We start from the raw sequence: 13,024 nt of genomic DNA, 5'->3' as shown, positions 1-13,024 counted from the left end.
GAGGCTAAGCGAGCGTTACTGGCCCGCTTCCTGCCAGGCGCGCTCGATCTCTTCGGCCAGGATTTTCACGCCCGCCTCGATTTTCTCCGGCTCCGGCACATAGTTCATGCGCATGCACTGGTGCGTGTGCGGCCAGGGTTTATCGAGACCCGGGAAGAAGAAATCGCCTGGCACCATCAGCACGCCGCGTTTTTTCAGGCGCTGATAAAGCAGTTCGGTAGTGATTGGCAAATCTTTAAACCACAGCCACAGGAAAATGGCGCCTTCCGGCTTGTGGATCAGGCAACGTTCCGGCGAGAGATAGCGGCGGATCGTGGCGATCGTCTCCTGCACGCGCTGCTGATAAAAAGGCTTAATGACATCCTGCGACAGGCGCAGCAGGTCGTTGCGTTTGATCATTTCGCAGGCCATCGCAGGCCCGATGCCGCCGGGCGCCAGGCTGATGATTCCGTTCATATTGCTGATAGCGGAAATGACTTTCTCGTTGCCGATGATAATGCCGCAACGGCTGCCTGGCAGCCCGAGCTTGGACAGGCTCATGCACAGGATAATGTTCGGATTCCACAGCGGGCGCGCCTCGCTGAAGATGATGCCAGGGAACGGCAGGCCGTAGGCGTTATCGATCACCAGCGGAATGTTGTGCTGGTTCGCCAGCGCGTCGAGCTTGATAAGCTCGTCGTCGGTGATGACGTTACCCGTCGGGTTGGTCGGGCGCGAGACGCAGATCATGCCGGTTTCCGGGCCGATATGCAGGTGTTCGAAATCGACGTGATACTTAAACTGGCCTTCCGGCAGCAGTTCGATGTTCGGGCGCGCGGAGACAAAAAGATCGTCTTCCAGCCCGGAGTCCGCATAACCGATGTATTCCGGCGCAAGCGGGAACAGCACCTTTTTCGAGGTGCCGTCTGCCTGACGACCGGCAAACAGGTTAAACAAGTAGAAAAATGCGCTCTGGCTGCCGTTTGTCAGTGCAATATTCTGTGGTTCAACATCCCAGCCAAACTCATTTCTCAACATCCCCGCAAGGGCCACCAGCAGCTCACTTTTTCCGCGCGGACCATCATAATTGCAAAGCGCATCAGTGACTTTGCCGCTTTCCAGCATCGAGGCCAGCAGCGCCTGGAAATAGGCATTCATCGCCGGGATTTGTGCCGGGTTTCCGCCGCCCAGCATGATAGCGCCAGGGGTGCGTAATCCGTCGTTGAGATCCTCCATGAGGCGCGTAATGCCTGCATGGCGGGTAAATTTATCGCCGAAAAGTGAAAACGTCATAGCGGTCAGTCTGTCGCATTCTTTTAAAAAGAGGCTAACCATAGCGCTACAACTGGCATGGTGCAAATCGGTGGACGAACGCTTTTCTGATGCAAAATGTTTCGATGTTAAAAACTGGCAGGATTTAATGCTGGTTAAAAGGGCGGCGCGTGGGGAAAGGCGCGCCGCCCGGCGTTTACTGTTGACCCGCCCAGATAACCATAACGGCGTCATCGCCTTGCTGACGTACAAAGCCGTAGCCCTGGCTGAGCGAAAGCGTGGTCTGTTTGCCGCCGCCAATGGCCGGGTGACGCGCGCGGAACTGCCCTATCTTTTGCCAGTGCGCGAGCGTTGCCGCGCTTTTTCCGGTGAGATCCTGCCAGTTCATATCCGATCGCGTGCCCTGGAGCGGATCCGATCCGCCAGGCCCTGAAGGCCGCTCGCTCTCGTCACCGTAATAGATTTGCACGGCGCCAGGGGCGAGTAGCAGGAGCTCTGCCGCGCGCGGTCCGCCTTCGCGGAACAGGCGGGTGTCATGAGAGGAGAGATAGCTCAGCACGTTGAAGCTCTGGAGTTTCCCGGCCATCTGCTGCCAGGTCGGGTCGATATACGCCAGACAGTCGGCGGCTTTTGCCGCCTGCTCCTGATAATCGAAATTGATCATCGCATCGAAGCCGTGGCGATAGTAATCGCTCTGCATTACGCCGTGGCCCCAGGATTCACCGGTCATCCAGAACGGCGCGTCATCGATTTTCTTCGTGGGGTTTTTCGCTTTCCAGTCGACGAGCGCGGCGCTGGCTTCATTTTTAAGCTGCTGCCAGGCCGCCTGCTCCACATGTTTTGCGGTATCGACACGGAAACCGTCAATGCCGTAATCGCGCACCCACTGACTGAGCCAGCGCGTCAGATAATCGCGCGGGGTAGCGCCGTCGATGGACTGCGCAGCGGTATCAGGTTTGTGCTGATAAAAATGCGGCAGGCCGGAGGGCTGGGTCGATTCGGTTTTCAGATCGGGTAAAAAGGCGAGCGACATCGTGAGGTCGTCAAAGCCGGGACTGTCATAGTCGCCAATATCCGTGCGGATCCATTTTTTACCCCACCATTTATCCCATGCGGCTTTGTCGCTGAAATTAATGTAATCATTAAAGCTGTGCCAGCTCTGGCCCGGCCCCGGACGCCAGTCCGTCCAGCGCTCGCCCAGCGTTTTTTTCAGCTCGTCGCCTTTCAGGTAGAGCGCGCCGAACTGAAATTCCTGCATATCGGCGAGCGTGGCGTAGCCCGCGTGGTTCATGACCACATCGAACAACACGCGAATGCCGCGCCGGTGCGCCTCATCCACCAACTGGCGTAAATCGTCCGGGGTGCCCATATTGGCATCGAGTTTTGTCCAGTCCTGCGGGTAGTAGCCGTGATAAGCGTAATGCGGAAAATCGCCTTTCGTGCCGCCGCCTACCCAGCCGTGGATCTGCTCCAGCGGCGAGCTTATCCATAGCGCGTTAACGCCAAGCGTTTGCAGATAATCCAGCTTGCTGGCAAGGCCCTTGAGATCGCCGCCGTGAAAGGTGCCTATCTCCTGCATACCGTCTTTGTGACGGCCATAGCTGTTGTCGTTAGTCGGATCGCCATTAACGAAGCGGTCGGTGAGGACGAAATAGACGGTGGCGTTGTGCCAGTTGAACGCGGCCTGCGCGCTGGATTCGGCGCGTTCCAGCAGCAGAAGCCCGTTGCTGCCGGGTGCGGGCGTGAGGGTGATTTTCCCCTGCGTGACCGTGGCGATGTTACCGCTGTAGAAATCGCGCACCTTGCTGCCTTCGGGGAACGTCTCTTTGACGGCCACGGTGAGCGGTTTACCGTCCCATTTCGGACACTGGCGCACAACGTCCGCCGCCGCTTTTTCGCCTTCCTGCTCCACGCTCAGCATGAGTGTCGGCGTGCCGGAGCGCGTGTCTATCTGCACCTGATAATTGCCGTCGCGAAAGCGTCGCCACTCGGGCGTCGGCTCAGCGCACGGCTTAAGCGAGAGCATCTGGTTGAGCCTGACTGGCCCGGCGGGTTGCCAGCAGGCGTTATCAAGCGTCAGGCGCAGCGGATCTGCGCCTTTTTTCAGCGCGCCTTTGCTGACAAACACGCCTGGCGTCTGTTCCTGAAACGTGGGAAGGCCGGGGGCAGACCACTGCGCGAGCGCGATAGCCGGCAGTAAGAACAGTGCGAGAGGGGAGAGGTTCATGCGTTATCTGCATCCTGTGCGATTTTTGCACAGTGTCGCACGGCATCTGTGTAAAAACCTCATCCTTTAGCGGCAGTGAAAGGGGATGAAACGCGAGGATGAGCCGTGCCGTTTCAAAACCAGCATAAATTGCTAAAAACACCATTTTTTAGTGTTGCGTTTCAGACGTTTACGCTGCCTGGATCTGCCCGGAATTCAGATTCGACTTATTTCTTTTGGTGATCCAGAAAGGTATTTTTGATACGATTTAAGATTCCTTTCTTAAATTTAATTAAATAATAAGGTGTTGGAATGCTGAAATCCGACCAGGAGACCTGATGATATCGACTTCAATTCGACGATTAGGGGCGGCGCTGTGTATGTTAGGCACCCTGGCATTTTCGGGTGAAGTGCTGGCAACACAGCACACGACGAAAAAGAGCCACACAGTCCATATTAAAAAGACAAGCGGTAAAAAACTGGCAAGCAGTAAAAAAGAGTATTCTCGCAATAGTGTAATAAGTGGTTCACTGCCTGATTTGCGAAAATACCCTTCCGGAACACCACGGAAAAAAGCGTTTCTCCGGACCGTCATGCCTTACATTACCAGCCAGAATGCTGCGATTTCGGCTGAGCGTAACTGGCTCATTTCAAAGCAGTATGACGCCCAGTGGTCGCCGTCAGAGCGCGCGCGCCTGAAAGATATCGCGCAGCGCTATAAGGTGAAATGGAACGGCAATACGCGCCGCGTACCGTGGAATACGCTGCTTGAGCGCGTCGACATTATTCCTGCCAGCATGGTCGCGACGATGGCGGCGGCGGAAAGCGGCTGGGGTACGTCGAAACTTGCTCGTAACAATAACAATCTGTTCGGCATGAAATGCGGCAGCAAGCGTTGTAATAACGCACCCGGGAAAGTGAAAGGGTATTCTACCTTTAACTCTGTTAAAGAATCCGTTAATGCGTATGCGGTAAATCTCAATACGCATCCGGCTTATGCCTCTTTCCGTAAATCCCGCCTGCAGCTTCGTAAAGCGGACCAGGAAGTCACCGCCAGCAATATGATCCACAAGCTGAAAGGCTATTCCACCAAAGGGAAAAGCTATAACAATTACCTGTTTGCTATGTATCAGGATAATCAACACCTGCTGGCAACCAACTAATGTAGCGGTTCTCCTGGCCTGAGCGTAAAAAACGTCTTCTTCGGAAGACGTTTTTTATTGCCGCGCGCTGGTTTACGCACCCGCTTTATTCCGGCAAAACGACATAAGCGCTGCTTAACATTAGGCGTAAAAGGGAAAGTGCGCCCTATATGATCACTTCACTGAATCTGTCGCGATAATCTTTCGGCGTCGCGTCATACTCTTTTTTAAATACGGAATAGAAATATTGCAGTGACGGATAGCCGCACATTTGAGAAATTTCGTTAATGCTCAGTGAAGTAGAGATAAGCAGGCTGCGCGCTTTTTCCAGCTTCTCGGCGTGTATCACGGCGTGAATAGTCTCGCCCACTTCCTCTTTGAAGCGCTTCTCAAGGTTTGAGCGAGAGATGCCTACCGCATCAAGCACCTGCTCGACTTTAATGCCTTTACAGGCGTGATTGCGGATGTAGTGCATCGCCTGTATGACGGCAGGATCGTGCAGTGAGCGGTAATCGGTGGAGCGCCTTTCCACGACTCGCGCGGGCGGCACCAGTACGCGTTGCAGCGGCAGATTTTCGTTATCCAGAAGGCGATGCAAGAGTTTTGCGGCCTGATACCCCATCTGGCGCGTTCCCTGTGCCACGGACGAGAGCGCCACGCGCGAAAGATAGCGGGTCAGTTCTTCGTTATCGATGCCGATAACGCAGAGCTTTTCCGGCACCGGAATATGCAGATGCTCGCATACCTGTAACAAATGACGCGCTCGCGCGTCCGTCACCGCGATAATGCCAGTTTGCGGCGGTAGTGTTTGCAGCCAGTCAGAGAGCCGGTTCTGCGCGTGCTGCCAGTTTTCCGGCGCGGTCTCCAGCCCCTGATAAATGACGCCGCGATATTTTTCACGCGCCACCAGTTCACTGAAGGCGTGTTCGCGCTCGGCGGCCCAGCGTTTACCGCTGGAAGAAGGCAGCCCATAAAAAGCGAAACGGTGTACCCCTTTCTCTTTGAGATGTAAAAACGCGCTCTCTACCAGCGCATGGTTGTCTGTCGCGATGTAGTGCACCGGCGGATAATGCTCTGGCCGATGATAAGAGCCGCCGACGCCGACAATCGGCACCTGCACATCTTTCAGCAACTGCTCGATTTCCGGATCGTCAAAGTCGGCGATAACGCCGTCGCCAAGCCATTCCCTGATATTCTCAATCCGGGTGCGGAAATCCTCTTCCATGAAGATATCCCACTCCGACTGTGAAGCCTGCAAGTACTCACCAACGCCTTCCACTACCTGGCGGTCATAAGCTTTGTTGGCGTTGAACAGCAGCGTAATGCGATGACGCTTTTCAAACATAGTGTCAGTATCCGGCCTTGAACCTGTTGTTTGAATAACACATATCCCGCCCTGCGGAATAACCGTGCGCCTGCAATGTGATCCATTGCAGGTTATGGTTATACGCGTCTTCGCGTGGCGGAATCCATCCAAACCGCCAGCAGTAAAATCGCGCCTTTGACGATGTATTGCCAGAAAGTGGGGACGTCCATCATGCTCATGCCGTTATCAAGCGACGCCATAATAAAGGCGCCCATTACCGCGCCCGCCACGCTCCCGACGCCGCCCGCAAGGCTGGTGCCGCCGATGACGCAGGCGGCGATGGCGTCCAGTTCGGCGATATTACCCGCCGACGGCGAGCCCGCGCCAAGCCGTGAGCTTAAAATCAGGCCGGCAATCGCCACCATCAGGCCATTTATCGCAAACACCGCAAGCTTGGTGCGCTCGACATTGATGCCCGAAAGCCTTGCGGCGTCGATATTCCCGCCGATCGCGTAAATACGACGGCCAAACGCGGTATGTAGCGCCATAAACATGCCCGCCAGCAGCAGGAAGGTCAGGATCAACACCGGGGTAGGGACGCCGCGATAATCGTTCAGCAGCCAGATGGCACCCAGCACAATGACGGCCGTCAGCGCCTGCTTGCCCGCGACGGCCGTTGACGCGGTGGACGTTAATCCAAGCGCCTGACGCCGCATCCGGCCGCGCCACTGCCAGAAGATAAACAGCGCCAGCCCCAGCGCGCCGATACCAAAGCCAACGCCGCCTGGCAGATAGCTCTGGCCTATCTGCGACATTGCCGGGCTGGTGGGCGAAACCGTTGTGCCGTTTGTGATGCCAATCAGCACGCCGCGAAACGCCAGCATGCCCGCCAGCGTGACGATAAACGACGGGACTTTCCGGTATGCCACCCACCAGCCGTTCCAGGCTCCCAGCAGCAGGCCGAGCAGCAGCGTAACGACAATGGTCAGCGGCAGCGGCCAGCCCAGCCAGACGTCGAAAATCGCCGCCGCGCCGCCCAACAGGCCCATCATTGAGCCGACGGAGAGATCGATTTCCGCTGAGATAATGACGAACACCATGCCCACCGCCAGAATGCCGGTGATCGCGGTCTGGCGCAGCAGGTTAGAGATGTTACGCGCGCTCAGATACGCGCCTTCTGTCATCAGGGTGAAAAAAAGCATGATGGCCACGATGGCGGCGATCATCACGAATACCTGAAAGTTGATTTTAGTCAGGGCGCGGAAGGATACCGGCTGCGGGGCTGACGGCGCGGCCAGCTTGATTTCAGACGGGTTGCTTTTCGACATGGCGGTCGCTCCTTAGTGCGGCTTCCATCACCTGTTCCTGCGTCAGCTGATGGTTGATTAAATTGGCTTTAAGTCGGCCTTCATGCATCACCAGTACCCGGTCGCTCAGGCCAAGCACCTCTGGCAGCTCCGATGAAATAACGATGACGGCGATGCCCTGCTGCACCAGCTGGTTGATGAGTTTGTAAATTTCATATTTCGCGCCGATATCGATGCCGCGCGTCGGCTCATCCAGGATAAGAATGCGCGGATTGAGCAACAGACAGCGCGCCAGAATGGCTTTCTGCTGATTACCGCCGCTCAGGCGGCCAATGGCCAGCATCGGCGAGGCGGTTTTCACTTTTAACCGTTGCAGCGAATCGAGAATGCACTGCTGCTCCGCTGCGGCATCCAGCGTGCTTAGCGGCCCGCTAAACTGGTCCAGCGCGGCAAGCGTGATATTTTGCCCGACCGCCATCACCGGCACGATGCCATCTTTCTTGCGGTCCTCCGGCACCATCGCGATACCGTGCGCGATAGCCTGCTGGCAGTTGCGGATAGTCACCGGCTCGCCGTCGATAAAAACGCTGCCCTGCCAGCGCCCCGGCCAAACGCCGAACAGGCACTGCATTGCCTCGGTACGTCCGGCGCCGACCAGCCCGGCGATGCCGAGAATCTCTCCGCGCCGCAGTGAAAAAGAGAGATCGCTGACGCGCTGGATATGACGGTTAACCGGGTGCCAGGCCGTCAGGTTTTCAACGCGCAGAATTTCCTCACCGGGGCTGTGGGGCTCGCTCGGGTAAAGGGCCGTCAGTTCACGGCCCACCATCATGGCGATGATCTCTTCTTCGCTCATCTGCGCGGCAGGCCGCGTGCCGACAGGTTTGCCGTCCCTGATAACACAGATGGTGTCAGAGATAGCTTTCACCTCGTTCAGCTTGTGGGAGATATAAATACAGGCGATGCCGTGCTGTTGCAGGTCGCGGATGATATCCAGCAGTAGCGCGGTTTCTTGCTCGGTGAGTGAAGCCGTCGGCTCATCCAGCACCAGCAGGCGCACCTGTTTATTGAGCGCTTTGGCTATCTCCACCAGTTGTTGTTGCCCAAGCCCGAGATCGCCCGTGCGGGTATGCGGCGAAATAAACAGGCTCACCTGCGCCAGCAGTTTTTCGCAGCGCAGCGTCATGGCGTCGTAATCCAGCACGCCGTGACGCGTGATTTCCGCGCCCAGAAAGATGTTTTCCAGCACCGTCAGGTTTTTCACCAGCGCCAGTTCCTGGTGAATGATCGCGATACCTTTACGTTCGGTATCACGGATATGCGTGGCCGTGAGCGGCTCGCCGGCAAACGTGATTTCACCTTCATAGCTGCCCCAGGGGTAGATCCCGCAGAGCACTTTCATCAGCGTAGATTTGCCGGAGCCGTTTTCACCGCACAGCGACATCACTTCGCCAGGGGCCAGCGCGAGCGACACGTTATCCACCGCTTTTACCGCGCCAAAGGCTTTGGTGATGTTTTTCATTTCGAGTAAATAAGGCATTACGATTCCGCCTGCACAGGTCGAACAGCAGCCTGGCGTTCGCGAATGACCGCGAACGCCGCGAGATTACAGATCGCTTTTCTTATGGAAGCCGTCTTTTATGACGGTGGATTCAATGTTGGATTTATCCACTTTGATGGGGGTTAACAGGCGTGCCGGAACCTCTTTCAGCCCGTTATTCAGGGTGGCGTCGGATTTTGGTTGCTTATCGTTGCCAAGCTCGACGGCGACTTCCGCCGCGGTATTGGCAAGCTGAGTGATAGGTTTATAAACCGTCATAGTCTGCGTACCGGCCATAATGCGCTTAATGCCGGCAAGGTCAGCATCCTGGCCCGAAATCGCCACTTTACCGGCGAGGCCCTGCGCGCTCAGCGCCTGAATGGCACCGCCTGCGGTCGCGTCGTTTGAAGCGACAACGGCGTCAATTTTATTATTGTTCGCGGTCAGCGCGTTTTCCATTATTTTCAGCGCGTTTTCCGGCAGCCAGCCATCGACCCACTGGTCGCCCACCACTTTTATTTTTCCACTGTCGATGAAGGGCTTCAGCACTTTCATCTGCCCGTCACGGAACAGGCGCGCGTTATTATCCACCGGCGAGCCGCCCATCAGGAAATAATTCCCTTGCGGCACCTTCTCGACCAGGCTTTGCGCCTGAATCTCGCCGACTTTTTCATTATCAAAAGAAATATAAAAATCGATGTCGGCGTTATTGATCATGCGGTCATACGCCAGCACTTTAATTCCTTCGCGCTTCGCCTCGGCGACGACGTTACTTAATACCTGACCGTTGTAGGGAATAATCACCAGCACATCCACGCCGCGATTGATCATGTTTTCTATTTGAGACATCTGCGTTTCTTCGTTGCCGTTGGCTGACTGTACAAACACCTTAGCGCCCAGCGATTCCGCTTTGCTGACGAAGATATCCCTGTCTTTCTGCCAGCGCTCCAGACGCAGGTCATCAATGGCCATGCCGATTTTAATGTCTTTTGCGATGCCGCTGAAGCTGGTTAATGCCAGCGACGCGCACAGGGTAAGAATAAGCTGCTTCATTTTCATGATTTTTATACCTGTACCAGTGTTAAGAATGGGCTTAATTCATCGGGGACGAAACGGACATTCACACTCACGGACGCAGGAATTTTTAGCGCGGAAAGGCTGGCGATCAATTACAGATTTTTATCTTTGGATTATGTTTTTTTGTTTATTTCTGATTTTATGACGCCGATCGGATTTCAAATGTTAAATCCAAAAGTTTCACAAAGAAAATGGAATTTATCCCGCAATGCAATATTGAGTAAGGTAAACCTGCTTTTTGCGAGCCAGCGCACGTTTGTGCATTCTCTTAATCGCAGTGTGAAATAACGTAATTGAGCAATGGGAAAGGAAATTCCAGGATTAATTTATTCTCGCTGCAACAGCCCTGATTACGGAGTCAATTATGCCGACTTATTTCGACCAACTTGAACGTGTGCGTTATGAAGGCCCGAAAACCACTAATCCCCTGGCATTTCGTCACTACAATCCTGACGAGCTGGTGGCCGGAAAACGTATGGAAGACCATCTGCGTTTCGCCGCCTGCTACTGGCACACGTTCTGCTGGAACGGCTCTGACATGTTTGGCGTGGGCGCGTTCGAGCGTCCGTGGCAGCAGGCGGGCAACGCGCTCGGCCTCGCGAAGCGCAAAGCCGACGTGGCGTTTGAGTTTTTCCATAAGCTCAACGTGCCGTATTACTGCTTCCATGATGTCGACGTGTCGCCGGAAGGCGCGTCGCTGAAAGAGTATCTGAGCAATTTCGCGCAGATGGTCGAAGTGCTGGCGCAGAAGCAACAGGAGAGCGGCGTGAAGCTGCTGTGGGGCACCGCCAACTGCTTTACCCATCCGCGCTACGGCGCAGGCGCCGCCACCAACCCTGACCCGGAAGTGTTCTCCTGGGCGGCCACACAGGTGGTGACCGCCATGAACGCGACCCATCAGCTGGGGGGTGAAAACTATGTGCTGTGGGGCGGTCGTGAAGGCTATGAAACGCTGCTGAACACCGATCTGCGCCAGGAGCGCGAACAGCTTGGCCGCTTTATGCAGATGGTCGTGGAGCATAAGCATAAAACGGGCTTTCGCGGCACGCTGCTTATCGAGCCGAAACCGCAGGAGCCGACCAAACATCAGTATGATTATGACGCCGCGACGGTGTATGGCTTCCTGAAGCAGTTCGGCCTTGAGAAAGAGATTAAGCTTAATATCGAGGCTAACCACGCCACGCTTGCCGGACACTCTTTCCATCATGAGATTGCCAGCGCCATCGCGCTCGGCCTGTTCGGCTCGGTGGATGCGAACCGCGGCGATCCGCAGCTCGGCTGGGACACTGACCAGTTCCCGAACAGCGTCGAAGAGAACGCGCTGGTCATGTATGAAATCCTCAAAGCGGGCGGCTTTACCACCGGCGGGCTGAATTTCGACGCCAAAGTGCGTCGTCAGAGCACCGATAAATACGATCTCTTCTACGGGCATATCGGCGCGATGGATACGATGGCGCTGTCGCTGAAAGTGGCGGCGAAAATGCTCGAAGATGGCGAGCTGGATAAGCGCGTCGCCCGCCGCTATGCAGGCTGGAACGGCGAGCTGGGCCAGCAGATCCTCAAAGGGCAGATGTCGCTTGCCGAACTGGCGCAGCATGCGGAGCAGCATAATCTGGCGCCGCAGCATCAGAGCGGGCATCAGGAACAGCTGGAAAATCTGGTCAACTATTATCTCTTTGATAAGTAAACACATTGTGCCGCCTGCGGGCGGCGCTCTGGCTCAGGAGCGCTGGCTATGTACATTGGGATCGACCTCGGGACGTCAGGGGTAAAAGTTATTCTGCTGGATGAGCAGGGAACGCTGGTGGCCTCGCAAAGCGAAACGCTGCAGGTCTCTCGTCCGCACCCGTTGTGGTCGGAGCAAGATCCCGAAAGCTGGTGGCAGGCGACGGACCGCGCGATGCGAGCGCTCGGCGCGCAACATCCCCTGCGCGAGGTAAAAGCGATAGGCTTAAGCGGCCAGATGCATGGCGCCACGCTGCTTGATAAACAGCAGCGTGTCCTGCGTCCGGCGATGTTATGGAATGACGGACGTAGCGCGCAGGAGTGCGCCATTCTTGAAGAAAATGTCCCCGATTCGCGCACGATCGCCGGCAATCTGATGATGCCCGGTTTTACCGCGCCGAAGCTGCTGTGGGTTGAACGTCACGAGCCGGACATTTTCAGCCAGACCGACAAGGTGCTGCTGCCCAAAGATTATTTGCGGCTGCGCATGACCGGCGTTTTTGCAAGCGACATGTCTGACGCGGCAGGCACGATGTGGCTTGATGTGGCGCAGCGCGACTGGAGCGATACGATGCTGGCGGTCTGCCACCTGCAGCGTGAGAATATGCCTGCGCTGTTTGAAGGCAGCGAGATTACGGGCGAACTCAAAGACGACGTGGCCCGCGCCTGGGGCATGAATGCGGTGCCGGTGGTCGCAGGCGGCGGTGATAACGCCGCGGGCGCGGTGGGCGTCGGGCTTGCCGATCCGGGCGACGCGATGCTGTCGCTCGGAACATCCGGCGTCTACTTTGCGGTCAGTGAAGGGTTCCGCGCCAGGCCGGAGAGCGCGGTACACAGCTTCTGTCACGCTTTACCGGCGCGCTGGCATTTGATGTCGGTGATGCTGAGCGCGGCCTCCTGCCTTGACTGGGCTGCGCGGCTGACCGGCGCAGGCAGCGTTCCGTCGCTCTTGACCGCGGCGCAAAGCGCGCGTGAAGAGGCGGGCGCGGTCTGGTTCCTGCCTTATCTTTCCGGCGAGCGCACGCCGCATAACAATCCGCTGGCGAAAGGCGTGTTCTTTGGGTTAACGCACGAACACGGCCCGGCTGAACTGGCCCGTGCGGTGCTTGAAGGCGTCGGTTATGCGCTGGCGGATGGCATGGACGCCGTGCATGCGTGCGGCGTGACGCCGCAAAGCGTCACGCTCATCGGCGGCGGCGCACGTAGCGCGTACTGGCGGCAGATGCTGGCGGATATCAGCGGCATGCCGCTGGATTACCGCACCGGCGGCGATGTCGGCCCGGCGCTTGGCGCGGCAAGGCTCGCGCAGATTGCGCTGGCACCTGAGCGTTCGCTGAAAGCGCTGCTGCCGCCGCTGCCGCTGGAGCAGCAGCATCAGCCAGACAGGGCGCGTCATCAGCGCTACGGCGAGCAGCGAGAAACCTTCCGTCAGCTCTATCGGCAGTTGCTGCCGCTGATGTCGTAACTGCG

9 protein-coding genes are annotated in these 13,024 nt (G+C 56.7%); 3 read left to right on the top strand and 6 right to left on the bottom strand.

Annotation, left to right across the window (positions count from 1 at the left end; genetic code table 11):
* Window positions 1-15 precede the first annotated feature (15 nt).
* The gene (gene avtA, locus AFK67_RS19955; protein WP_007716936.1) at window positions 16-1,272 is read right to left on the bottom strand and encodes a valine--pyruvate transaminase; all 1,257 of its coding nucleotides are present in this window, start codon (window positions 1,270-1,272) and stop codon (window positions 16-18) included.
* Window positions 1,273-1,447: 175 nt separating this feature from the next.
* Complete coding sequence (locus AFK67_RS19950; RefSeq protein WP_007716937.1) at window positions 1,448-3,478, bottom strand: alpha-amylase; 2,031 nt, start codon at window positions 3,476-3,478, stop codon at window positions 1,448-1,450.
* Between the two features lie 317 nt (window positions 3,479-3,795).
* Between AFK67_RS19950 and AFK67_RS19945 the strand changes: the two genes are divergently transcribed.
* Window positions 3,796-4,620 (top strand): protein bax, encoded by an 825-nt coding sequence (locus AFK67_RS19945; RefSeq protein ID WP_071602785.1) that lies wholly within the window; start codon window positions 3,796-3,798, stop codon window positions 4,618-4,620.
* Between the two features lie 145 nt (window positions 4,621-4,765).
* On the opposite strand, the gene xylR is transcribed toward AFK67_RS19945, so the two are convergent.
* The 4 genes from xylR to xylF all read right to left on the bottom strand — a co-directional run bounded on the left by xylR (window position 4,766) and on the right by xylF (window position 9,811).
* A complete protein-coding gene (gene xylR, locus AFK67_RS19940; protein ID WP_007753766.1) occupies window positions 4,766-5,944 on the bottom strand; it encodes a D-xylose utilization transcriptional activator XylR in 1,179 nt (392 codons plus the stop codon).
* Window positions 5,945-6,042: 98 nt separating this feature from the next.
* The gene (gene xylH / locus AFK67_RS19935; RefSeq protein ID WP_007718488.1) at window positions 6,043-7,233 is read right to left on the bottom strand and encodes a xylose ABC transporter permease XylH; all 1,191 of its coding nucleotides are present in this window, start codon (window positions 7,231-7,233) and stop codon (window positions 6,043-6,045) included.
* Window positions 7,211-8,752 (bottom strand): xylose ABC transporter ATP-binding protein, encoded by a 1,542-nt coding sequence (locus AFK67_RS19930; RefSeq protein WP_007718491.1) that lies wholly within the window; start codon window positions 8,750-8,752, stop codon window positions 7,211-7,213. Before AFK67_RS19930 ends, xylH begins: the two co-directional genes overlap by 23 nt.
* Window positions 8,753-8,818: 66 nt before the next feature.
* Window positions 8,819-9,811, bottom strand: coding sequence for a D-xylose ABC transporter substrate-binding protein (gene xylF, locus AFK67_RS19925; protein ID WP_007718498.1), 993 nt, complete (start codon window positions 9,809-9,811; stop codon window positions 8,819-8,821).
* A gap of 382 nt (window positions 9,812-10,193) precedes the next feature.
* Here xylF and xylA point away from each other — a divergent pair, with 382 nt between their 5' ends.
* Both xylA and xylB read left to right on the top strand, forming a co-directional pair.
* Entirely contained in the window at window positions 10,194-11,516 is a 1,323-nt protein-coding gene (xylA, locus tag AFK67_RS19920; RefSeq protein WP_007718508.1) for a xylose isomerase, read from the top strand.
* Between the two features lie 48 nt (window positions 11,517-11,564).
* Window positions 11,565-13,019 carry a xylulokinase gene (xylB, locus tag AFK67_RS19915; protein ID WP_007718510.1) on the top strand — a complete coding sequence of 485 codons (1,455 nt, stop codon included), beginning with the start codon at window positions 11,565-11,567 and terminating at the stop codon, window positions 13,017-13,019.
* Window positions 13,020-13,024: the final 5 nt, after the last annotated feature.

Source organism: Cronobacter dublinensis subsp. dublinensis LMG 23823, assembly GCF_001277235.1.
GTDB classification, from domain to species: Bacteria; Pseudomonadota; Gammaproteobacteria; order Enterobacterales; family Enterobacteriaceae; genus Cronobacter; species Cronobacter dublinensis.
This window is presented reverse-complemented; position numbering and strand designations above follow the sequence as displayed.

Excerpts from the sequence above, each read along its gene's own strand:
- AFK67_RS19930 (WP_007718491.1), bottom strand. The coding sequence starts at position 8,752 with ATGCCTTATTTACTCGAAATGAAAAACATCACCAAAGCCTTTGGCGCG.
- xylB (WP_007718510.1), top strand. The coding sequence starts at position 11,565 with ATGTACATTGGGATCGACCTCGGGACGTCAGGGGTAAAAGTTATTCTG.
- xylF (WP_007718498.1), bottom strand. The coding sequence starts at position 9,811 with ATGAAAATGAAGCAGCTTATTCTTACCCTGTGCGCGTCGCTGGCATTA.
- xylH (WP_007718488.1), bottom strand. The coding sequence starts at position 7,233 with ATGTCGAAAAGCAACCCGTCTGAAATCAAGCTGGCCGCGCCGTCAGCC.
- xylR (WP_007753766.1), bottom strand. The coding sequence starts at position 5,944 with ATGTTTGAAAAGCGTCATCGCATTACGCTGCTGTTCAACGCCAACAAA.
- avtA (WP_007716936.1), bottom strand. The coding sequence starts at position 1,272 with ATGACGTTTTCACTTTTCGGCGATAAATTTACCCGCCATGCAGGCATT.
- AFK67_RS19950 (WP_007716937.1), bottom strand. The coding sequence starts at position 3,478 with ATGAACCTCTCCCCTCTCGCACTGTTCTTACTGCCGGCTATCGCGCTC.
- xylA (WP_007718508.1), top strand. The coding sequence starts at position 10,194 with ATGCCGACTTATTTCGACCAACTTGAACGTGTGCGTTATGAAGGCCCG.
- AFK67_RS19945 (WP_071602785.1), top strand. The coding sequence starts at position 3,796 with ATGATATCGACTTCAATTCGACGATTAGGGGCGGCGCTGTGTATGTTA.